This window comes from Streptomyces yangpuensis (assembly GCF_024666385.1).
GTDB classification, from domain to species: Bacteria; Actinomycetota; Actinomycetes; order Streptomycetales; family Streptomycetaceae; genus Streptomyces; species Streptomyces yangpuensis.
This window is the reverse complement of sequence record NZ_CP102514.1, coordinates 1,169,714-1,191,062: the sequence shown is the minus strand read 5'-3', so window position 1 is coordinate 1,191,062 and position 21,349 is coordinate 1,169,714. Positions and strand designations below refer to the sequence as shown.

At 72.3% G+C, this 21,349-nt stretch carries 23 protein-coding genes; 10 read left to right on the top strand and 13 right to left on the bottom strand.

The features are described from left to right. Nucleotides 1–17: 17 nt before the first annotated feature. The 3 genes from NRK68_RS05480 to NRK68_RS05470 all read right to left on the bottom strand — a co-directional run bounded on the left by NRK68_RS05480 (nt 18) and on the right by NRK68_RS05470 (nt 3,110). Nucleotides 18–1,175 carry an ROK family transcriptional regulator gene (locus NRK68_RS05480; RefSeq protein ID WP_183069010.1) on the bottom strand — a complete coding sequence of 386 codons (1,158 nt, stop codon included), beginning with the start codon at nt 1,173–1,175 and terminating at the stop codon, nt 18–20. A 101-nt stretch (nt 1,176–1,276) separates the two neighbouring features. Then, a complete protein-coding gene (locus NRK68_RS05475) occupies nt 1,277–1,927 on the bottom strand; it encodes a response regulator (protein ID WP_183069011.1) in 651 nt (216 codons plus the stop codon). A 4-nt stretch (nt 1,928–1,931) separates the two neighbouring features. Next, a complete protein-coding gene (locus NRK68_RS05470; protein ID WP_257855223.1) occupies nt 1,932–3,110 on the bottom strand; it encodes a sensor histidine kinase in 1,179 nt (392 codons plus the stop codon). A 108-nt stretch (nt 3,111–3,218) separates the two neighbouring features. Between NRK68_RS05470 and NRK68_RS05465 the strand changes: the two genes are divergently transcribed. The 4 genes from NRK68_RS05465 to NRK68_RS05450 all read left to right on the top strand — a co-directional run bounded on the left by NRK68_RS05465 (nt 3,219) and on the right by NRK68_RS05450 (nt 5,926). Continuing rightward, on the top strand, nt 3,219–4,130 hold the full coding sequence (locus NRK68_RS05465) for an ABC transporter ATP-binding protein (RefSeq protein WP_183069013.1): 912 nt from the start codon (nt 3,219–3,221) through the stop codon (nt 4,128–4,130). Nucleotides 4,131–4,158: 28 nt separating this feature from the next. Continuing rightward, entirely contained in the window at nt 4,159–4,908 is a 750-nt protein-coding gene (locus NRK68_RS05460; protein ID WP_257855222.1) for an ABC-2 transporter permease family protein, read from the top strand. A 40-nt stretch (nt 4,909–4,948) separates the two neighbouring features. Then, complete coding sequence (locus tag NRK68_RS05455; protein WP_183069015.1) at nt 4,949–5,386, top strand: hypothetical protein; 438 nt, start codon at nt 4,949–4,951, stop codon at nt 5,384–5,386. A gap of 72 nt (nt 5,387–5,458) precedes the next feature. Beyond that, entirely contained in the window at nt 5,459–5,926 is a 468-nt protein-coding gene (locus NRK68_RS05450; protein ID WP_257857779.1) for a hypothetical protein, read from the top strand. Nucleotides 5,927–5,984: 58 nt separating this feature from the next. On the opposite strand, the gene mug is transcribed toward NRK68_RS05450, so the two are convergent. The 5 genes from mug to NRK68_RS05425 form a co-directional block, all read right to left on the bottom strand. Beyond that, nucleotides 5,985–6,539, bottom strand: coding sequence for a G/U mismatch-specific DNA glycosylase (gene mug / locus NRK68_RS05445; protein ID WP_257857778.1), 555 nt, complete (start codon nt 6,537–6,539; stop codon nt 5,985–5,987). Next, nucleotides 6,536–7,969, bottom strand: coding sequence for an adenylosuccinate lyase (gene purB / locus NRK68_RS05440; RefSeq protein WP_257855220.1), 1,434 nt, complete (start codon nt 7,967–7,969; stop codon nt 6,536–6,538). The genes mug and purB overlap by 4 nt, the downstream gene beginning before the upstream one ends. A gap of 71 nt (nt 7,970–8,040) precedes the next feature. Further along, nucleotides 8,041–8,823: an SGNH/GDSL hydrolase family protein gene (locus NRK68_RS05435; RefSeq protein WP_257855218.1), complete on the bottom strand. Its 783-nt coding sequence runs from the start codon at nt 8,821–8,823 to the stop codon at nt 8,041–8,043. A 64-nt stretch (nt 8,824–8,887) separates the two neighbouring features. Then, complete coding sequence (locus NRK68_RS05430; RefSeq protein WP_257855215.1) at nt 8,888–9,913, bottom strand: hemolysin family protein; 1,026 nt, start codon at nt 9,911–9,913, stop codon at nt 8,888–8,890. Then, nucleotides 9,910–11,262, bottom strand: coding sequence for a hemolysin family protein (locus NRK68_RS05425; protein ID WP_257855214.1), 1,353 nt, complete (start codon nt 11,260–11,262; stop codon nt 9,910–9,912). Before NRK68_RS05425 ends, NRK68_RS05430 begins: the two co-directional genes overlap by 4 nt. 230 nt (nt 11,263–11,492) lie before the next feature. On the opposite strand from NRK68_RS05425, the gene NRK68_RS05420 reads away from it, so the two are divergent. Next, a complete protein-coding gene (locus tag NRK68_RS05420) occupies nt 11,493–11,963 on the top strand; it encodes a GNAT family N-acetyltransferase (protein ID WP_257855213.1) in 471 nt (156 codons plus the stop codon). 203 nt (nt 11,964–12,166) lie between these two features. Here the strand turns inward: NRK68_RS05420 and bioD are convergent, their stop codons facing one another. The 3 genes from bioD to bioB are packed head-to-tail and all read right to left on the bottom strand — an operon-like array spanning nt 12,167 to nt 15,501. Next, the gene (gene bioD, locus NRK68_RS05415; protein WP_183069021.1) at nt 12,167–12,910 is read right to left on the bottom strand and encodes a dethiobiotin synthase; all 744 of its coding nucleotides are present in this window, start codon (nt 12,908–12,910) and stop codon (nt 12,167–12,169) included. A gap of 10 nt (nt 12,911–12,920) precedes the next feature. Further along, nucleotides 12,921–14,243 (bottom strand): adenosylmethionine--8-amino-7-oxononanoate transaminase, encoded by a 1,323-nt coding sequence (locus tag NRK68_RS05410; protein ID WP_257855211.1) that lies wholly within the window; start codon nt 14,241–14,243, stop codon nt 12,921–12,923. Beyond that, a complete protein-coding gene (gene bioB / locus NRK68_RS05405; protein WP_183069023.1) occupies nt 14,236–15,501 on the bottom strand; it encodes a biotin synthase BioB in 1,266 nt (421 codons plus the stop codon). The genes NRK68_RS05410 and bioB overlap by 8 nt, the downstream gene beginning before the upstream one ends. 156 nt (nt 15,502–15,657) lie before the next feature. On the opposite strand from bioB, the gene NRK68_RS05400 reads away from it, so the two are divergent. After that, nucleotides 15,658–16,830: an 8-amino-7-oxononanoate synthase gene (locus NRK68_RS05400; RefSeq protein WP_183069024.1), complete on the top strand. Its 1,173-nt coding sequence runs from the start codon at nt 15,658–15,660 to the stop codon at nt 16,828–16,830. On the opposite strand, the gene NRK68_RS05395 is transcribed toward NRK68_RS05400, so the two are convergent. Further along, the gene (locus NRK68_RS05395) at nt 16,827–17,057 is read right to left on the bottom strand and encodes a DUF397 domain-containing protein (protein ID WP_183069025.1); all 231 of its coding nucleotides are present in this window, start codon (nt 17,055–17,057) and stop codon (nt 16,827–16,829) included. The genes NRK68_RS05400 and NRK68_RS05395 overlap by 4 nt on opposite strands. Before the next feature lie 13 nt (nt 17,058–17,070). Then, a complete protein-coding gene (locus tag NRK68_RS05390; RefSeq protein ID WP_183069026.1) occupies nt 17,071–17,955 on the bottom strand; it encodes a helix-turn-helix domain-containing protein in 885 nt (294 codons plus the stop codon). 196 nt (nt 17,956–18,151) lie between these two features. Here NRK68_RS05390 and NRK68_RS05385 point away from each other — a divergent pair, with 196 nt between their 5' ends. The 4 genes from NRK68_RS05385 to NRK68_RS05370 all read left to right on the top strand — a co-directional run bounded on the left by NRK68_RS05385 (nt 18,152) and on the right by NRK68_RS05370 (nt 21,339). Next, the gene (locus NRK68_RS05385; protein ID WP_183069027.1) at nt 18,152–18,601 is read left to right on the top strand and encodes an ATP-binding protein; all 450 of its coding nucleotides are present in this window, start codon (nt 18,152–18,154) and stop codon (nt 18,599–18,601) included. 393 nt (nt 18,602–18,994) lie between these two features. After that, nucleotides 18,995–19,297: an urease subunit gamma gene (locus NRK68_RS05380; protein ID WP_183069028.1), complete on the top strand. Its 303-nt coding sequence runs from the start codon at nt 18,995–18,997 to the stop codon at nt 19,295–19,297. A gap of 16 nt (nt 19,298–19,313) precedes the next feature. Further along, nucleotides 19,314–19,625, top strand: a complete 312-nt coding sequence (locus tag NRK68_RS05375; protein WP_183069029.1) for an urease subunit beta — start codon at nt 19,314–19,316, stop codon at nt 19,623–19,625. Further along, a complete protein-coding gene (locus tag NRK68_RS05370; protein WP_183069030.1) occupies nt 19,618–21,339 on the top strand; it encodes an urease subunit alpha in 1,722 nt (573 codons plus the stop codon). The genes NRK68_RS05375 and NRK68_RS05370 overlap by 8 nt, the downstream gene beginning before the upstream one ends. The last annotated feature ends 10 nt before the right edge of the window (nt 21,340–21,349 follow it).

Here is a 21,349-nt window from a genome sequence, read left to right as displayed (position 1 = left end):
GGAGGAGACGGGGAGCGTCAGCGGCGGCGGGCCGTGACGGTCTTCTCCACGGCGAAGAGCTCCTCCTCGACATGGTCGAGCGCGAGCCGGAGGGCACCGGTCGCCACCGCCGCCTCGCCGAGCAGCGACAGGGCCACTCGCGGAGGGCGCAGGCAGTAGCGCTCCAACTCCTGGCGCAGGGGATCCAGGACCCCGTCCAGCCCGGCCGCCCAGCCGCCGACGACCACCAGCTCCGGATCCATCGCCAGGACCAGCGCCGCCACATCGTGGACCAGACGCTGCAGGAAGCGGTCCACGGCGGCGACCGCCTGCTCGTCGCCCCGCTTGGCCATCGCGAAGACCTCCGCGACGGCTGGCTCGTCCAGCGGGTGCAGCGGCTCGCCCGTCGTCGACAGCAGCCGCTCGGGCGTCGCCTCACGGCCCAGCAGGTGCAGGGCGCCGATCTCCCCGGCGGCTCCGCCGAAGCCCCGGTGCAGCCGGCCGCCGATGAGCGAGCCCGCGCCGGGACTGAGGCCCGCCATCACGAAGACCATGTCCCCGGTGTCCCGGGCGGCACCCTTCCAGTGCTCGGCGACCGCCGCCGCGTTGGCGTCGTTCTCCACCTGCACCGGGCAGCGGAACGAGCGCCGCAGCCGGTCCCCGAGCGGCAGCCCGGTCCACCCGGGCAGGGCGGTGCCGAGGCGCACCGTGCCGTCCGCCTCCACGATCCCGGGGCTGCCGACCCCGACCGCCCGCAAGGAGTCCCGCGGCACACCGGCCCGGCGCAGCAGATCGGCGACGGCCGCGCGCACCCGCTCCAGCCGCTCGTCGGCCGAAGCCGTCTCCGCCACCTCCTTGGTTCCGGCGCCGATGATCCTGCCGTCCAGCCCGGACAGCAGCACCGCGACGCGGTGCGAGCCGATCTCGATGCCGAGCAGGTGGCCGGCCTCGGCCCGGAACCGGAACCGCCTGGCCGGCCGCCCCTGGCGCCGCGTGCCCTCCTCGGCCTCGGCCTCGACGACGAGCCCGGTCCCGATCAGCCCTTCCACGACCCCTTCGACGGTCGGCCGGGAGAGCCCGGTCAGCCGGGTGAGGTCGGTCAGGGTCGGCGACCCGGCCGTGCGCAGTGCTCGCAGCACCACCGCGGAATTGATCCGCCGGAGCAGAGAGGGGTCCCCGCCGGTCAGCTGCCCCAACGTGTGTCCTCCCAGCTAGCGAGCTTGTCAGCCGGATCGTACTGCGCGCCGGGTACGGCGGCGAGAAGCAGCCCCCCATCGGCCGGAGCGGGCCCTTCCTGTCAGGCGGGGGAGACGAAGCCCGACTCGTACGCCGTGATCACCGCCTGGGTGCGGTCCCGCGCCCCCAGCTTCGCCAGGATCGCACTGACGTGGGACTTGACCGTCTCCGTGCCGATGATCAGCTCGGACGCGATCTCCACGTTGGTGAGCCCCCGCGCCATCAGCCGCAGGACCGCCTCCTCCCGCTCGGTCAGGGCGGCCCGTTCCAGCACCGCCCGCGCCTGCCGGTTGCCGTACTCGGCGGCCAGGGCCCGCACTGCCGCCGGGAAGAGCAGCGTCTCGCCCTCCGCGACCAGCCGTACCGCGTGCACGATCTCCGAGGGCCGGGCCCGCTTCAGGAGGAACCCGTCGGCCCCGGCCCGCAGCGCCTGGTAGACGTACTCGTCGTTCTCGAAGGTGGTCACCACGAGGATCTTCGGCGGGGAGTCCACCGTCCGCAGCACCGCGCGGGTCGCCTCGATCCCGTCGAGCAGCGGCATCCGTACGTCCATGGCCACCACGTCCGGCCGCAGCTGCCGCACGAGCGGGATCACCGAGGCGCCGTCGGCCGCCTCACCCACCACCTCGATGTCGGGCTGGGAGTCCAGGACGGCGCGCAGACCCGCGCGGACCAGGGGTTCGTCGTCGACGAGCAGTACGGTAACCGGCATCCGGTCAGCGTATTCGCTCCAGCGGAAGCCGTGCGCGCACCCTCCAGCCACCCTCGTACGGTCCGGTCTCGGCCTCCCCGCCCAGCAGCGCGGCCCTTTCCCTCATCCCGCGCAGTCCACTGCCGCTGCCCGGTGTCACACCGGGCCGTTCCGGCAGCGAGTTCGTCACCTCCAGTTCCAATCGGTCCGCAGCCATCTCCACCCGCACCCGGACCGGTACGGGCCCGCAGTGGCGCAGCACATTGGTGAGCGACTCCTGCAGGATCCGGTACCCCTCCCGGGTGACCGGCCCGGGCAACTTCTCCAGCGGTCCGGTCAGTTGCGCGTCCACTTCCGAGCCGGAGGCCCGGGCCGACTCCAGCAGCCGGTCGGCCTCCGCCAGCGTCGGCCGCTGCGACGGCGGCTGACCGGTCTCCCGCAGCACTCCCAGCACTCGCTCCAGGTCTTCCAGCGCGGCCCTGCCCGTCTCCTCGATGGCGCACAGCGCCCGGTCGGTGAAGGCGGCGTCGCCCGCGGCGCGCGCCGCCCCCGCCTGCACGACGGCCACGGTCAGCGCGTGCCCGATCGAGTCGTGCAGTTCCCGCGCGATCCGGGTCCGCTCCAGCAACTGCTCCGTACGCGCTTCCAGTGCGCTCAGCCGCTCGGCGGCCGAGGGACCGAGCAGCCGGGTGGCGGCAGCGGTGATCAACTCGCCGAGCAGGACCACGACGACCATCAGGACCAGGAGGGGAACGGGTGCCAGCAGCGCGGCGACCCAGCGACGCTCGGGTATCAACGGCGCCATCGGACCCGGATCAAGGGAATAGCCGAGCGCGCTCGCGATGAGATCGACCGTCAAAGCGGGCATCCAGACGGTGGCGGCCACCGCGCCGAACGCGATGACCATCCGCGTCTCCAGCCACAGCACCGTCCGCCAGCGGTCTCCCCAACGCGCCGAAGGAGCCAGACTTATGGCGCCGTCCGCCGAGCCGCGGTCATACGGCGTGAGCAGGAACTGCGCCTGCAGGCCCTCCGCGAGCCGCACCCACGGCACCAGGCCGAAGGGCAGGACGAGGAGCATCGGCCCCCACGGCCACTCCGGCATCACGAACATCCATATGGCCAGCAGCAGCAGGGGCACGCAGAGGTGCAACCAGCGTGAATAGGTCACTGGTCGGAACGGAGCCCGCAGCAGTCGGTACATGCCCCCATCGTGTCAGCGCCCCGCTCGGGTCCGTCTCCCCCATGTGGGGGAGACGGCACCCTCGCACGGGGGAGGGAAGGCGGTGGGGCCGGCGGCGAATCTTGAGCCATGAACAGCATCGAGATCCGAGAACTGACCAAGGCATACGGCGCCCACCGTGCGGTGGACGGCCTCACCTTCGATGTCCTGCCCGGGCGGGTCACCGGATTCCTCGGCCCCAACGGCGCCGGGAAGTCCACCACCATGCGCCTGTTGCTGGGCCTGGACCGGCCCACCTCCGGCACGGCCACCATCGGCGGCCGGCGCTACTTGGACCTGCCGGACCCGCTGCACCGGGTCGGCGCCCTCCTGGACGCGCAGTCGGCCCACGGCGGGCGAACCGCCCGCGACCACCTGCGCTTCCTCGCCGCCGCCGGCGGCATTCCGGTGCGACGGGTGGACGAGGTCCTGGAGCAGGCCGGGATGGCGTCCGCGGCCAAGCGGCGCATCAAGTCCTTCTCACTCGGCATGCGCCAGCGCCTCGGCATAGCCGCCGCGCTGCTGGGCGACCCCGGGGTGCTGCTCCTGGACGAGCCGACCAACGGCCTCGACCCCGAGGGCATCATCTGGATCCGCGAGCTGATGCGCGGCCTCGCCGCCGAAGGACGCACCGTGCTGGTCTCCAGCCACCTGATGTCCGAGACCTCCGCCCTCGCCGACCACCTGATCGTGCTCGGCAACGGCCGGCTTCTGGCCGACACGTCGATGGCGGACTTCATCGACGCTCGCAGCACCCGGCGGGTGCGCCTTCGCACCTCCGATCCGGGCCGGCTGCGGTCCGCCCTGGCCCGGGACGGCTTCGAACTCGCCGCCGCGGAGGACGGGCGATGGACCGTCGAGGGCATACAGGCCGAGCAGCTCGGCAATCTGGCCGCCCGTGAGGGCATCCCCATGCTGGAACTGTCCGACGAGCGCGCCTCGCTCGAACAGGCCTACCTCGATCTCACCGCCGATCACGCGCAGTTCACCGCTACCCGCTGACTTCCCCGAACCTTCAGGAGGCCCCGCCATGCGCGCCGCCCTGCCCACCGTCCCCACCCTGCACTCGGAATGGATCAAGATACGGTCCCTGCGCGGCACCCTCGGGGGCCTGATAGCCGTCCTCGTCGCCACCGCGGGCATCCAGGCGCTGACGGCAGCCGCCATCGGCCGGTCCGAGGAGGGCAGCATGGGAGACGATCCGCTCTTCGCGGCCTACTACGGCGTCTCCTTCGGGCAGATCGCAGCCATGGTCTTCGGCGTCGGCGCTGTGGCCGGAGAGTTCCACAACGGGGCGCTGCGCACCTCGCTGGCGGCGGTTCCGAACCGCACCCGTTTCTACCTGTCGAAGATCGCCACAGTGGGTGTGCTCGCCCTGCTGGTGGGTCAGGTCACCGGGCTGGTCACCTTCGTCGCGGGTCAGGCGTTCATGGGCCAGTACGCCCTCGACCTCGGCGACCCGGGTACCTACCGTGCTGTTGTCGGCAGCGGGCTCTACCTCACCCTGATGGCGCTGCTCGCGGCCGGGCTGACCGCCGTACTGCGCAGCGGGACGGTCGTCCTGAGCCTGCTCATACCCTTCGTGCTGCTCGTTTCCTTCGTCGTCGGCGAGGCCGCGGGTGGCGCCGCCCAGTACCTGCCGGACCGGGCCGGGCAGTTGGTGCTGCACGCCCGGACGCAGGGTGATCTCGGCCCCTGGGCCGGGCTGGGTGTGATGGCCCTGTGGGCCGCGGCCGCGGTGTTCGGCGGCTGGCTGGCGGTGCGCCGCAGGGACGCGTGACAGCAGGCCAGTTGTCAGTGCCGCTCGGGATACTGACGGCATGACCACGGCAGAGCACCTCGACACGATCGACCGGCTCCTGGCGCAGGAGTTCCCGAAGGAGCCGGTCCGGACCGTCGACAGCAGCAGCGGTCCGGGCTTCCACCTGGTGCATCTCTCCCGGACACGGCACTTCTGGGACGACGACGGCTCGGGCCGGATCGAGGCGGCCGACCAGATCAGTGCCGAGTACGGGGCGATCACCCAGGCCGTGACCGAGCGGTGGGGGGAGCCGCAGGTCTTCAGCCTGGGGACGGTGCTGGAGCGGGGATTCGAGGGGGAGGCGATAGAGGAGCCGTGGAGCGAGCTGAGCAGCTGCACCGACCACGTCCATCTGTGGCGGGCCGGAGAGCGCTGGCTGGTGGTGTGTGTGGCGCAGTGGGACCGTGAGGCGCCCTATCTGCTGACCGCAGGGGTCACCGTCGTGGACCCGCCGTAGGGGGCGGGCATCGCGGCACCGGCCCGGAGGGGCGTGTCGGTGGCCCGCACTAGAGTTCCGCGGGTGAGTGACATGTACGAGCTGATGATTGCCGTCGACCTGCGGGACGAGATCTCCGAGGCGGAACTCGCCGAGCTGAGCTGGCATCTGGGGGTCGGTCAGCAACCGGAACGGCTGTCCATCGTCACGCGGTTCCCGGTCGTGGTGACGGACGACTCGGGGATCCCGCACGTGGAGGACGATCCCCGTCCACTGCTCGCCGGGCGCGGCGCGGCATGGCGGGTGGGCGGCGTGCTCTGTTCGGCCCTGGCGAGTCGTGCGGACCTGCCGGTGAGGGGCTGGGCGCTGATGTCCCGGCAGGAGATCCACCCCGATGAATTCGACCAGGTCGGTGAGCTGCTCCGCTGGCTGGCGGCAAGGGCCCACCCGACGCACCTCCGGGAGGACGGTGCGGTCGGTATCGGATTCCTCAGGTTCCATGAGGACGAGATCCCCGCGGTGCTCCGGGTCGAGAGCGGGCAGGTCGGCTGGCCGGCCTGAGCGCCCGCCGGGGTGCTGTCACCCTGCTCACGGCCGGATCCAGGGGCGGTGCGAGCGTTCAGGGGAGCCGGTCGTCGGAGGAATGCGCGGCCTCGCGGAGGCGGGCGTACTCCTGGGCCATGGACTCGGCGGTCCAGTGGGCGTTCAGGCCGCTGGGGTTGGGGAGGGCCCAGATGCGGGTGGCGCCGATCGTGCGCTCCTGGGGGCCGATCTGCGCGGTCCGCTCGCCGAAAGCGGTGCGGTAGGCCGTGACGCCGACCACCGCCAGCCACTGGGGGCGCAGCCGTTCCACCTTGGCCGTCAGAATGCGGCCGCCCTCGCGGAACTCCTCGGCGCTCAGCTCGTCCGCGCGGGCCGTGGCGCGGGCCACGACGTTGGTGATGCCGAGGCGGTCGGTCAGGAGTTCCTCCTGCTCCGCGGGAGCCAGGCGGCGCGGGGTGAAGCCCGAGAGGTGCAGGACCGGCCAGAAGCGGTTGCCGGGGCGGGCGAAGTGGTGGCCCGTCGCGGCGGAGAGGAGACCGGGATTGATCCCGCAGAACAGCACACGCAGACCGCCCGCGACCACGTCCGGGAGGACGCGGTCGCGGGCGGCGGCCAGCTCTTCGGGGGTCAGAGGATCGACCCTGGCGCGTACCCGGCGGCCTCCGGGTGCTGCTTGGCGATCGCCTCGATACGGGAGACCACGGTCGAGACCTGGTCGCCCGCGGCGCCGGTGAAGGAGAGCTTGTCCGCCATCAGCGCGTCGAGCTGGGCGCGGTCCAGCGGCATCCGCTCGTCCGCGGCCAGCTTGTCGAGCAGCTCGTTGCGCTCGGCTCCCTGCTCGCGCATGGCGAGCGCGGAGGCCACCGCGTGCTCCTTGATGACCTCGTGGGCGGCCTCGCGGCCCACGCCCGCACGCACCGCGCCCATCAGGACCTTGGTGGTCGCGAGGAAGGGCAGGTAGCGGTCCAGCTCGCGGGCGACGACCGCGGGGAAGGCGCCGAACTCGTCGAGGACCGTCAGGAAGGTCTCCAGCAGGCCGTCGAAGGCGAAGAAGGCGTCCGGCAGGGCCACGCGGCGGACCACGGAGCAGGAGACGTCGCCCTCGTTCCACTGGTCGCCGGCCAGCTCGCCCGTCATCGAGGCGTAGCCGCGCAGGATGACCATCAGGCCGTTCACGCGCTCGCAGGAGCGGGTGTTCATCTTGTGCGGCATCGCGGAGGAGCCGACCTGGCCGGGCTTGAAGCCCTCGGTGACCAGCTCGTGGCCGGCCATCAGGCGGATCGTCTTGGCGATCGACGACGGGGCGGCGGCCAGCTGGACCAGCGCGGTGACCACGTCGTAGTCGAGGGAGCGCGGGTAGACCTGGCCGACCGAGGTGAAGGCCTGCGCGAAGCCGAGGTGGGCGGCGATGCGCTGCTCCAGGTCGGCGAGCTTGGCGGCGTCGCCGCCGAGCAGGTCGAGCATGTCCTGGGCGGTGCCGACAGGGCCCTTGATGCCGCGCAGCGGGTAGCGCTCGAGGAGGTTCTCCAGGCGGTCGTAGGCCACCAGCAGCTCGTCGGCCGCCGTCGCGAACCGCTTGCCCAGGGTCGTCGCCTGCGCGGCCACGTTGTGGGAGCGGCCGGCCATGACCAGCTCGGCGTGCTCGCCGGCCAGCTTGCCGAGGCGGGCGAGCACGGCGACCGTACGGTCGCGGGCCAGCTCCAGCGAGAGGCGGATCTGGAGCTGCTCGACGTTCTCGGTCAGGTCGCGGGAGGTCATGCCCTTGTGGACGTGCTCGTGGCCGGCGAGGTCGTTGAACTCCTCGATCCGGGCCTTCACGTCGTGCCGGGTGACCTTCTCGCGCTCGGCGATGGAGGCGAGGTCCACGTCTTCCAGGACGCGCTCGTAGTCGGCGAGGGCCGCGTCCGGGACCTCGATACCGAGGTCCTTCTGGGCGCGCAGCACGGCGAGCCACAGCCGCCGCTCCAGCGTCACCTTGTACTCGGGGGACCACAGGACGGCGAGCTCCGCAGAGGCGTAGCGGCCGGCCAGGACATTGGGGATGCGGGGCTTGGCAGTCACGTGTAGGGATTCTACTTGGGCCGCAGCTGTGTGTTTACGCAGGTCGGGCCACCGCTCGTGATTGTGCCTTGCTACGAGAGCGGTGCGTCCCCGTAGGGCTGTAGTTCGGGGCGCTTGGCCGGGCGGCCGTCCCCGGAGGAGCGGCCCGTGAGGCGGCGGCCGATCCAGGGCAGCAGGTGCTGCCGGGCGAAGCTCAGGTCCTGGGAGCGGCGCGCCGTCCAGCCGGGCGGCTCGGCGACCGGCAGTTCGGTGCGCCAGTCCAGCTCGGCGGGCAGGCCCAGCGTCTGCCAGACGGCCTCCGCCACCCGGCGGTGGCCCTCGGGTGTCAGGTGCAGCCGGTCGACGTCCCACATCCGCGGGTCCGCGAGGACGGGAGCGCCGTAGAGGTCCACCACCCGGGCGCCGTGCCGGGCTGCGAGCTCGTCGATGGTGGCGAAGAGCTGCTCCATCCGGGGACGGAAGCGTTCCATCACCGGCCCGTTGCGCCCCGGGGAGCGCATCAGCACGAGCTGCCTGCACGAAGGCGCGAGCAGCTCCACGGCCGACTCCAGGTGGGCGCGCACCCGGCCCATGTCGACCTTGGGGCGCAGGGTGTCGTTCAGCCCGCCCACCAGGGTCACCACGTCCGCACCCATGGCGGCTGCCACCGGGGCCTGGTCCTCGGCGATCTGGCCGATCAGCTTCCCGCGGACCGCGAGGTTCGCGTAACGGAAGCCCGGCTCGCGCGCGGCGAGACGGGCCGCCAGCAGATCGGCCCAGCCGCGGTAGGAGCCGTCCGGCAGGAGGTCGGACATGCCCTCGGTGAAGGAGTCACCGACCGCGACGAAACTGGTGTAAGACGCATTCATCTCCATGGCGGAGTGATGTTACCGCGCGGTACCCCGGCCCCGCAGGGCCGGGGACCCACGCCCCTCAGCACTACGCCGAGGCCGGCCTCCCGAACAGCTCCCGCAGGACGTCCTCCATCGTCACCAGACCCGTCATGGCGTCCTCCGCGCCCAGGACCGCCGCCAGGTGGGTACGGCTGCGCCGCATGGCGGTCAGCACGTCGTCCAGCGGGGTCTCCGCCCGGACCTGCGCGATCGGGCGCAGCGCCGACGCCGGGAACGGCTCGTCGCGCGATTCGGCGTCCGCGTCCAGGGCGTCCTTCACATGCAGGTAGCCCAGGATGCCGCGCTGAGCGTCGACCACGGGGAAGCGGGAGTACCCGCTCTCCGCCGACAGCCGCTCCAGCCCGGCCGGAGTGATGCCCTCGCGGGCCGAGATCACCCGCTCCGCGGGCAGCACCACGTCGTTCACGGGTCGCCGGCCCAGTTCCAGGGCGTCGTGCAGGCGCTCGCTCGCCCGGCCGTCGAGGAGCCCGGCGTCGCTGGAGTCCTTCACCATCCGGGCCAGCTCGTCGTCCGAGAACGTCGCCGAGACCTCGTCCTTGACCTCCACCCGCAGCAGCCGCAGCAGGGCGTTGGCGAAGGCGTTGATCGCGAAGATCACCGGCCGCAGCGCCCGGGTGAGGGTCACCAGCGGCGGCCCCAGCAGCAGCGCCGTGCGCACCGGCTCGGACAGCGCGACGTTCTTCGGGAGCATCTCGCCGAAGAGCATGTGCAGGTACGTCGCCAGTGCCAGCGCCACCACGAAGGAGATGGCGTGCGTCAGCCCGGACGGGACCCCGACCAGCTCGAAGAGCGGGGTCAGCAGATGGGCGATGGCCGGTTCGGCCACCACACCCAGCACCAGCGTGCACAGGGTGATGCCGAGCTGCGCCGCCGCCATGAGCGCCGACACGTGCTCCAGGCCCCACAGGACGGCGCGGCCGCGCCGGTCGCCCTGCTCGGCGTACGGCTCGATCTGGCTGCGCCGGACCGAGATCAGCGCGAACTCCGCGCCGACGAAGAAGGCGTTCACGACCAGGGTCGCCAGGCCGATCACCAACTGGATCACGGTCATCGCGCGTCCTCCGTCCCGTCGGCCGAACCTGCGGACCCGGCGGCCCCGACGGGCGCGTGCAGCAGCACCCGCGCCGCCCGGCGCCCGATGTCGTCCACCACGTCCAGCCGCCAGCCGTCCAGCTCCAGGCTGTCGCCGACCGCCGGGATCCGGCCCAGCTCGGTCGCTATCAGGCCGGCCAGGGTCTCGTACGGGCCGTCCGGCACGCGCAGCCCGATCCGCCGGAGCTGGTCGGTGCGCGCGGCACCGTCGGCGGAGTAGAGCTGACGCCCGGAGGCGTCCGTGCCGGCCGGGGCGAGGTCGGGGGTCTCGTGCGGGTCGTGCTCGTCGCGCACCTCGCCGACGACCTCCTCGACGATGTCCTCCAGCGTGGCCACGCCCGCCGTGCCGCCGTACTCGTCGATGACCACGGCCATGGTCTGCTTGCCGGACAGCCGGTCCAGCAGCCGGTCCACGGTCAGGGACTCCGGTACGAGGAGGGGCTCGCGCAGCAGCTGCGACACCGGACGGCGGCGCCGCTCCTCGGCGGGCAGCGCCAGCACGTCCTTGATGTGGACGGTGCCGACGACGGTGTCGAGGCTCCCGCGGTAGACCGGGAAGCGGGACAGGCCGGTGGCCATCGTGGCGTTCGCGACGTCCTCGGCGGTGGTCTGCACGTCGAGGGCGGTGACCTGGACGCGCGGGGTCATCACGTTCTCCGCGGTCAGATCGGCCAGGTTCAGGGTCCGGACGAACAGCTCGGCCGTGTCCTTCTCCAGGGCGCCCTCCTTGGCGGAGTGCCGGGCCAGGGCGACCAGCTCCTGCGGGGTGCGCGCGGAGGCCAGCTCCTCGGTCGGCTCCATGCCGAAGCGGCGCACCAGGTGGTTCGCGGTGGTGTTGAGGTGGCTGATCAGCGGCCGGAACACCCGGCTGAAGACCCGTTGGAAGGTCGCCACCCGCTTGGCGATCGCCAGCGGCGAGGAGATGGCCCAGTTCTTCGGCACCAGCTCGCCGACGACCATCAGGACGACGGTGGACAGGACCGTCCCGAGAACCAGGGCGGTGGAGGACGCGGCGCCCGCCGACAGCCCCATGGCCTCGAACGGCCCCTGGAGCAGGGCGGCGATCGAGGGCTTGGAGATCATGCCGATGACCAGGCCGGTCACCGTGATGCCGAGCTGGGCGCCGGAGAGCTGGAACGTCAGGGTACGGACGGCCGACAGAGCGCTGTCGGCGCCGCGCTCACCGCGCTCGGCGGCCCGCTCGAGCTCGCTGCGCTCGACGGTCGTGAGGGAGAACTCGGCCGCGACGAAGACTCCGCAGGCAAGGCAGAGCAGCAGTGCCACGACGAGCAGGAGCACCTCGGTCATCGGTCGATCACCTCCGTCCCATGATCGGCCAGGAGGAGGGGGATCGCGCGGTGTCGCGAACGCAGACGTCGCGAGGGTGGCGGAGTGCTGTGTCGTGGACTGGGAGGCTCGCCCATGGGCGGACGCTCACACCTTTCACTCAAGAGGGATGTGTCCCCACATGGTAAAGGACAAGCAAAGCGGGCGGATCATCCATTCGGTGGAGCGCGGCCGGATGATGGGATCGCGGCATGAGTGATCTTCATATCGGCCCCGCGGCGGCAGGCGACCTCGGTGACGTACTGGACTTCTGGAAGACCGCTGCCGAGGGGACGAGCATCAGCGACGACCTCGCGGGCGTCGAGCGACTCCACGAGCGGGACCCGCAGGCGCTGCTGCTCGCGCGCCGCGACGGTGAGCTCGTCGGGACCGTGATCGCCGGGTTCGACGGCTGGCGCTGCCACCTCTACCGGCTCGCCGTGCACCCCGGGCACCGGCGGCAGGGGATAGGCGCGGCGCTGCTGGCCGCAGCCGAGGAGCGGTTCGCCGGACTCGGCGGGCGGCGGGCCGACGCGATGGTGCTCAACCGCAACGAGCGGGCGCACGCGGCGTGGGAGGCGGCCGGGTATGGGGCGCAGGAGGAGTGGAGTCGCTGGGTGAAGCCGCTCGCCTCGCCGGCGGGGCCGCAGAGTTCCGGGGGTGGGCGCCCCGGCCCCGCGTGAACGTGGGGCCGGGACGGCGGGCCTGAAAGATCGGGGCTCCGCCCCGGACCCCGCGCCTCAAACGCCGGCGAGGCTGGTATTGCCGGGGCTCCGCCCGGGCGGGCCCCGAGCCTCCAGCGCTGGAGGCGCGGCGGGGCTGAGTGGTGCTGGGGCTCCGCCCCTGGACCCCGCGCCTCAAACGCGGGCGGGGCTGGAACCGTGCCTCAGGCGTCGGCGGGGGCGTAGGGCGGGGGGGACCAGGTGGTGAGGAAGGTTTCCGGCGACCAGGTGCCCGACAGGGACGGGGCCAGCCAGGACGGGGCCGCCGCGCGGAAGCGCTCCGGGGGCAGCGTGCCCGAGTTCTCCGGGACCGCGCCCAGCAGCGGTACCCGCGAGGACTTCGGGAGGTCCGCCAGGTTGCAGCGGGCCGCCAGGTCCGCGGAGTGCGGCCAGCTCCCGACCACCACGCCCAGCGGGGTCAGGCCCCGGGCCCGCAGGCCCTCCGCCGTGAGGGTCGTGGAGTTGAGGGTCCCCAGGCCCGCCTGGGCGACGATCAGCGTCGGGGCGTCCAGCAGCCGCGCCGCGTCGGCCAGGGTGTTGCCCGCCTCGTCGAACCGCACGAGCAGCCCGCCCGCGCCCTCCACCAGGACCAGGTCGTGGTCCTCGGCCAGCCGCCGGGCGGCCTCCGCGATCTGCGCCGGGGCCAGCGTCGGCAGCCCCGCGCGCCGGGCGGCCGTGTCCGGAGCCAAGGGCTCCGGATAGCGGGCCAGTTCCATCGCCGTGACGGCGGAACCGGCCAGCCGTACCACCTCCGCCGCGTCCCCCGGCTCGTGCGGGCCGACGCCGGTCTGCGCCGGCTTGAGCACCGCCACCGAGCGGCCCGCCGCCACGGCCGCCGCCGCGACGGCCGCCGTGACCACGGTCTTGCCGATCTCCGTGCCCGTCCCGGACACGATCAGTACGGTCATCCCGGCCCCCTCAGCCTTCCTGGGCCGCCGCGCACACCGCGCGGCAGATACGAGCCACGTCCGCGTCGCCCGAGACGAACGGCGGCATCACGTAGAGCAGGTCCCGGAACGGCCGCAGCCACACGCCCTCGCGCACCGCGGCCCGGGTGGCCGCCGCCACGTCGACCTCGTGGTCCAGCTGGACCACGCCGATGGCGCCCAGCACGCGTATGTCCCGCACACCGGGGACGTCGGCCGCGGCGGACAGGCCCGCGCGCAGCCCCGCCTCGATCCGCTTGACCTCCAGCGCCCAGTCCTGGCCGAGCAGCAGCTCCACGGAGGCCAGCGCCACCGCCGTGGCCAGCGGGTTCCCCATGAAGGTCGGTCCGTGCGCCAGCACCGGGACCTCGCCCTGCGAGATCCCGTCGGCCACCCGTGCCGTGCACAGGGTCGCCGCGAGCGTGAGGTAACCACCGGTCAGGGACTTGCCCAGGCAGATCACGTCCGGGGTGATCCCCGCGTGGTCGGCCGCGAAGAGCGCGCCCGTGCGGCCGAAGCCCGTGGCGATCTCGTCCAGGATCAGCAGGACCCCGTACTCGTCGCACAGTTCCCGCAGGACCCTCAGGTAGCCGGGGTTGTGGAAGCGCATGCCGCCCGCACCCTGCACCACCGGCTCCACGATCACGGCGGCCAGCTCGTTCGCGTGCGCGGCGATCACGTCGCGCAGGTGGTCGGCGTACGCGGGATCCACGGGCGTGTCGAAGCCGCCGGGCGGCGCGTCCGCGAAGACCTGCCGCGGCAGGTGACCCTGCCACAGCTCGTGCATGCCACCCTCGGGGTCGCAGACGGCCATGGGCTGCCAGGTGTCACCGTGGTAGCCGCCGCGCCAGGTCATCAGCCTGGTCTTGCCCGTGTGCCCCAGCGAACGCCAGTACTGGAGGCACATCTTGACGGCGACCTCGACGGAGACCGAACCGGAGTCGGCGAGGAAGACGTGCTCCAGGCCCGGCGGGGTGATCTCGACGAGCTTCGCGGCGAGACGGACGGCGGGCTCATGGGTGAGACCGCCGAACATCACGTGCGACATCCGGCCGAGCTGCGCGGTCACGGCCTCGTTGAGCACCGGGTGGTTGTAGCCGTGGATGGCCGACCACCAGGAGGACATGCCGTCGACCAGCTCTTCGTGGCCCTCCCCCTGGGACGGTTCGGCGAGTCTCAGCCGCACCCCCGACGCGGACGCGATGACCAGCGGCTCCTGCCGTCCGGGCATCGGGCCGTACGGGTGCCAGACGTGCTGCCGGTCCAGCGCGAGCAGGTCCGCGCCGGCCGACGGCGGGAGCGTCTGCTCAGGCATTGGGGGCGATGTCCGTCCCCGCGCCGCGGCGGCGTACCGCCACCAGGTCCGACCGGAGCGCGCCGGGCTCGGCCTGGGCCGGCTGCGCCGCCACCGGGGCGGCCTCCGCGTGCGCGTGCCCGGAGCAGCCGCCGCAGGCCGAACCGCAGCCCGCGGCGTCCGCGTCCGTGTCCGACGCCGCACCCGCGCCCGAACCGCACAGCGAGGCGCCGCCGCCGGAGCCGCAGCCGCCACCGGCGGGGGCCGCCGCGTCGGAGCGGTGCGCGGGGAGGGTGGTCGTACCGGCGCCCTCCACCTCGAAACCGGCGTCCGCGATCATGTCGAGGTCGGCCTGGCCGGCCTGGCCCTCGCTGGTGAGGTAGTCACCCAGGAAGATCGAGTTGACGATGTTCAGGGCCAGCGGCTGCAGCGAGCGCAGGTGCACCTCGCGTCCGCCCGCCAGCCGGACCTCGACGTCGGGGCAGACGAACCGCGCCATCGCCAGGATCCGAAGGCAGCGCTGCGGGGTGAGGTTCCACTCCTTGGCCAGCGGAGTTCCCTCGAAGGGGATCAGGAAGTTGACCGGGACGGAGTCGGCGTCCAGCTCACGCAGCGAGAAGACCACGTCGACGAGGTCCTCGTCGGTCTCGCCCATGCCCGCGATCAGGCCGGAGCAGGCCGACAGGCCCGCCGCGTGCGCCTTCTCCACGGTGTCCACGCGGTCGGCGTAGGTGTGGGTCTTGGTGATCTGGCCGTAGGTGGCCTCGGAGGTGTTCAGGTTGTGGTTGTAGGCGTCCGCGCCCGCCTCGCGCAGCTTCTCCGCCTGGCCGTCCGAGAGCAGACCGAGGCAGGCGCACACCTCGATGCCCTCGTTCTGCTCCTTGATCGCCTCGATCGTCCTGCCGACGCGCTCGACGTCACGGTCCGTCGGACCGCGGCCGCTCGCCACCAGGCAGACCCGCTTCGCCCCGCCCGCGACGCCCGCGGCGGCGGCCTGGGAGGCCTCCTCCGGCTTGAGCCACGTGTACTTGAGGATCTCGGCCTTCGAGCCCAGGCGCTGGGAACAGTAGGAGCAGTCCTCCGGGCACAGGCCCGACTTCAGATTGACCAGGTAGTTCAGCTTGACCCGACGCCCGAACCACTGGCGGCGCACCTTGCCGGCCGCGGCCACCACGTCGAGCAGTTCGTCGTCAGAAGTCGCCAGTACGGCGAGTGCTTCTTCGCGGGTCGGCAGCTCGCGCCGCAGCCCCTTGTCCACCAGGGTGTTCAGCAGGTCCATGGACCAGATCCTGTCCCACACCACCGCCCCCGGCCAAGGAGAGATCGCACAACATGGCCGGATGGGTGTGTGTGTATCACCACACCTGACGGACCGGCCGCGGCGGTTAGGGTCGGGCAGGTCTGTGGACTGCCGACAAAACACGAGGACTCGCCGATGCCCCAGCACCCTGCCGACCCCGCGGACGTCTTCGCCTGGATCGACGCCGCGGAGAGCGTGCGGGAGCGGGCCGGACTGGTCCGCACCCTGCGCCCCCGGCCGCCGGTGTCGCCGCTGCTGGACCTCGCGAGCAACGACTACCTCGGCCTGTCCCGGCACCCCGAGACCGTCCGGGGGGCCCGCGAGGCGGCCGAGTGCTGGGGAGCCGGAGCCACCGGATCCCGTCTCGTCACCGGCACCACCGAACTGCACGCGGAACTGGAGCGGGAGCTCGCCGCCTTCTGCGGTTTCGAGGCCGCGCTCGTCCTGTCCTCCGGATACGCGGCCAACCTCGCCGCCGTCACGGCGCTCAGCGACCGGGGCACGCTCGTCGTCTCCGACGCCGGCAACCACGCCTCCATCGTCGACGGCTGCCGCCTCTCGCGCGCCGCGACCGCGGTGGTCCCGCACTCCGACCCGGACGCCGCGCGCAAGGCGCTCGCCGCGCACGAGGGCCGGACCCTGCTGGTCAGCGACTCGGTGTTCTCCGTCGACGGGGACGCCGCACCGCTCGCCGGGTACGACGCGGTGTGCCGCGAGGAGGGCGCGGCCCTGCTCGTGGACGACGCCCACGGACTGGGCGTGCTGGGGGAGGGCGGCCGGGGCGCCCTGCACGCCGCCGGACTGGCCGGCGCCCCCCACGTGGTCGCCACCCTGACCCTCTCGAAGTCACTGGGCAGCCAGGGCGGCGCCGTGCTCGGCCCCGCCAAGGTGATCCGGCACCTCGTCAACACCGCGCGCACCTTCATCTTCGACACCGGGCTGGCCCCGGCCGCCGCGGGCGCGGCCCTGGCGAGCCTGCGCCTGCTCCGGCGGGAACCGGAACGCGCCGACCGCGCCCGCGAGGTGGCCGGCCGGCTGTACGGGCGGCTCACCGCGTCCGGCCTGACCGCGGCCCGGCCGGACGCGGCCGTGGTGTCGGTACGGGCCCCGTCGGCCTCGGCGGCACTGCGCTGGGCCGCCGACTGCCGCGAGGCAGGTCTGTCCGTGGGATGCTTCCGCCCGCCGTCGGTGCCGGACGGCATCTCCCGGCTGCGGCTGACCGCCCGGGCCGATCTCACGGGGGACGAGATCGACCGGGCGGTCACGACGATCGTCCGGGCCGCGCCCGCCGGGGCCGTGGACTGCTAGACGGGCACGCGGTCGTCCGCGCGTACGGAGGCGAGGAAGCCGTTCCAGGCCGGCCCGGTGAAGAGCACGGCCGGGCCGTCCGTCCGCTTGGAGTCGCGGACGGCCAGCAGACCGTCGCCGAGGACGGCCGTTTCCACGCAGTTGTTCATTCCGGTGCTGCGGCTGCTCCGCCGCCACCGCGCAGCTCTGATCAGAAGTCCGCCGGGGCTTAAGGGGGTTGCGGACACGGGGGTGCCTCCTCTACGCGTCGTCAGCGAGTGAGCTGATGAGTTCAGACGAGTCCTGGGGCGGGAGGGCGTGCGCCTGGATGGTGCGGAACGCGGCGCCGTACGCCTCAAGGTCTTCCTTCCGCTCCAGATAGAGGCTACTCGTCAAATGGTCGAGTACCACCACATCGAGATCGGCGATGTTCGTAAATGAGAAAATGACGAACGGTCCTGTCAGGCCGAGATGACCACCCACGCTGAACGGCAGTACCTGTAGGGTCACTTGGGGGAGCCGTGCCACCCGGACCAGGTGCCGCAGTTGCTCGCCCATCACCCCGGGCCCGCCGATCTGCCGGCGCAGCACCGCCTCGTCCAGCACCGCGCTCAGCTCCAGCGGCGGATCCGCCCTCAGCACCTCCTGGCGGGCGAGCCGTACGTCGACCAGCGCGTCCACCTTCGGTTCCGGAAGCCCGCCGAGGGCGGCCCGGGTCACGGCGCGTGCGTAGTCGGGGGTCTGCAGCAGTCCCGGCACCACGGACAGTTCCACCGTACGGGCGGACCGGGCCCCCGCCTCCAGGCTGATGAAGTCCCGGTACTCCTGGGGCAGCAGCCCCCGGTAGTCGTGCCACCACTGGCGCCCCCGCCCGGTGCCGCCACCCGGTCCGGGGCCGGCGGCCGAGACGGCGAGGGCCTCCAGCAGCGCCCGCTGCTCCGGGCTCACGAGCTCTCCGTAGGCATCGAGAAGCAGCCGGATGTCCTCCGGTTTCACGCCGCTGCGGCCTGTCTCGATGCGGCTGATTTTCGACTGGTGCCATCCCATGATCCGGGCGGCCTCACCACTGGTGAGTCCGGACCGGTCACGCAGGGCACGCAGTTCCTCGCCGAGCTTGCGCCGGCGCACCGCGGGACCGTGCTGCACACCCGCCTCCTTCCACCGGCACAGGTCGCACCAGTCTGCCGTCCAAATACGCTCTTCCGTAGCAGAGTTCACCGCAACGGGCGACAGATATATGCACATCTTTGGGGAAAGGCAGGTGCGGCGCCACGATGGGTGGCACTCTGGCGTCCAGCACAGATCCGGGGAGTTTCCGACCCGGTGGGAAAGGGACGTCGCCATGGCAGACCACCAGGAAGCATCCGTCACTCTGCCGAGCGATCCCGCCTCGGTGGCCGCTGCCCGGCGCTACGTCGCGGAGGTGCTGTGCGAATGGGGACTGCCCGATGACGCCGAGACCGCGGACAGCGTCCGGCTGATCGTCTCGGAGCTGGCCACCAACGCCGTGCAGCACACTTTCGGCCAGTCGCCCACCTTCACCGTCGACATCCGTCTGGAGCGCGAGGAATGGCTCCGGGTCGGGGTGACCGACAGCCACCCGCGCTGGCCCAGGCGGCTGCCCGCCGCCGTCCAGCAGGACAACGGCAGGGGGATGGTCATCATCCGCTGGCTCGCCGCGGAGGCGGGCGGCCGGCTCTCGGTCACCCCCACCGAGGAGGGTGGCAAGACGGTCTGGATCGCCCTGCCCTGGACCGCGGGCACACCCGCCGCGGCGGCCGGCGGCTGCTGACCGCCCGACCCGGCGCCGAAGGGTCCGGGGCCCATGTCCCGATGTCCTCATGTGCGGGTGTCCCCATGTCCTCGATCCTCGTGTCCTCGTGTCCTCGTGTTTCGGTGACCCGTATACGGAAGTCGCGGTCGCATCGCCGCGCAGCCGAACCGGGAGGCTTCCCGAAACGTGGGTTAACCCGGTGGAAAAGAGCGGACCTTAGCGTGGCGGTCACGTACGGCCACCAATGATCACCCATGAGCCGGTAAAGCTGCGGTGGGCGGAACGGAAAGCCTTCCCCTGCGTTGGGCAAGAGACGCTTGGGTCGGAAATGCGCAGGTCAACAGAGTGTTGAACGCCGCTAAGGTCACCTCGGCACGAAGTCGATCTTGTCCCGGAAGCTTGGTGATACGAGTGCAACTGACACCGCACGAACAGGAGCGACTGCTCATCCACGTGGCCGCGGACGTGGCCGAGAGACGGAAGGCGCGCGGAGTGCGCCTCAACCACCCCGAGGCGGTGGCGCTGATCACTTCGCACATCCTCGAAGGGGCCCGCGACGGCCGCACGGTGGCCGAGCTGATGGCCTCCGGCCGCACCGTGCTGAGCCGCGCGGACGTCATGGAGGGGATCCCCGAGATGATCCACGACGTGCAGGTCGAGGCGACCTTCCCGGACGGCACCAAGCTCGTCACGGTCCACGACCCCATCGTCTGACAAGGAGCACCACCGCATGATCCCCGGCGAAATCGCCTTCGGGGAGGGCCCGGTGCTCCTCAACGAGGGCCGCCCCGTCACCCGTCTCACCGTGCTCAACGCCGCCGACCGGCCCGTCCAGGTCGGCTCCCACTACCACTTCGCCGAGGCCAACCCCGGCCTCGACTTCGACCGCGCGGCCGCCCACGGGCTGCGGCTCAACATCGCCGCCGGTACGGCCGTCCGCTTCGAGCCGGGCATCCCGGCGTCGGTGGAACTCGTTCCGCTGGCGGGCTCGCGGACCGTACCCGGACTGCGCGGCGAGACCGGAGGGCCGCTCGATGGCTGAGATCTCCCGCCGGGTGTACGCCGACCTCTTCGGCCCGACGGCCGGCGACCGGATCCGGCTCGCGGACACCGACCTCTTCGTCGAGATCGAGCAGGACCTCGCCGGCGGCCCCGGCCGGTCGGGCGACGAAGCCGTTTTCGGCGGCGGCAAGGTGATCCGCGAATCCATGGGCCAGGCCCGCACCACCCGGGCCGAGGGAGCGGCCGACACCGTCATCACCGGAGTCGTGATCCTCGACCACTGGGGCATCGTCAAGGCCGACCTCGGCATCCGTGACGGCCGCATCTGCGGCATCGGCAAGGCCGGCAACCCCGACACCATGGACGGCGTCGACCCCGCCCTGGTCATCGGCCCCGAGACCGAGATCATCGCGGGCAACGGGAAGATCGTCACCGCCGGCGCCATCGACGCCCACGTGCACTTCATCTCCCCGACGGTCGTCGACGAGGCCCTCGCCTCCGGGATCACCACCCTGGTCGGCGGCGGCACCGGACCGGCCGAGGGCACCAAGGCCACCACCGTCACCCCCGGGCCCTGGCACCTGGCCCGGATGTTCGCGGCGCTGGAGGCCTACCCGGTCAACATCGGCCTCCTCGGCAAGGGGAACACCACCTCCCGCGAGGCCATGCACTCCCAACTGCGCGGCGGAGCCCTAGGGTTCAAGATCCACGAGGACTGGGGGGCCACCCCCGCCGCCATCGACGCCTGTCTGAGCGTCTGCGACGAGACCGGCGCCCAGGTCGCCATCCACACCGACACGCTCAACGAGGCCGGCTTCGTCGCCGACACCCTCGCGGCCATCGCCGGCCGGACCATCCACTCGTACCACACCGAGGGCGCGGGCGGCGGGCACGCACCCGACATCATCACCGTGGTGTCCGAGCCGAACGTCCTGCCCAGCTCCACCAACCCCACCCGGCCGCACACCGTCAACACCGTCGAGGAACACCTCGACATGCTGATGGTCTGCCACCACCTCAACCCCGCCGTCCCCGAGGACCTCGCCTTCGCCGAGTCCCGCATCCGGCCCTCGACGATCGCCGCCGAGGACGTCCTGCACGACCTCGGAGCGATCTCCATCATCTCCTCCGACTCCCAGGCCATGGGCCGCGTCGGCGAGGTCGTGCTGCGCACCTGGCAGACCGCCCATGTGATGAAGCGCCGCCGCGGCTTCCTCCCCGGCGACGGACCCGCCGACAACCACCGGGCCCGCCGCTACGTCGCCAAGTACACGATCAACCCCGCCGTGGCCCAGGGGATCGCCCGCGACGTCGGCTCGGTCGAGACCGGCAAGCTCGCCGACCTGGTGCTGTGGAACCCGGCCTTCTTCGGCGTCAAGCCCGAGGTCGTCATCAAGGGCGGCCAGATCGCCTACGCGCAGATGGGCGACGCCAACGCCTCCATCCCCACCCCCCAGCCCGTCCTGCCCCGCCCGATGTTCGGCAGCCACGGCCACGCGCCCGGCCTGAACTCGCTGAACTTCACCGCCCAGGCCGCGCTCGACGACGGCCTGCCCGAACGGCTCGGACTCGGCAAGCAGTTCACCGCCATAGAGACCACCCGCAAGGTGACCAAGGCGGACATGCGCAACAACGACGCCATGCCCCGGGTCGAGGTCGACGCCGACACCTTCACCGTCACCATCGACGGCGAGCCGGTGGAGCCCGCACCCGCGGCGGAACTGCCTATGGCCCAACGCTACTTCCTCTTCTGATGGGCCTCCT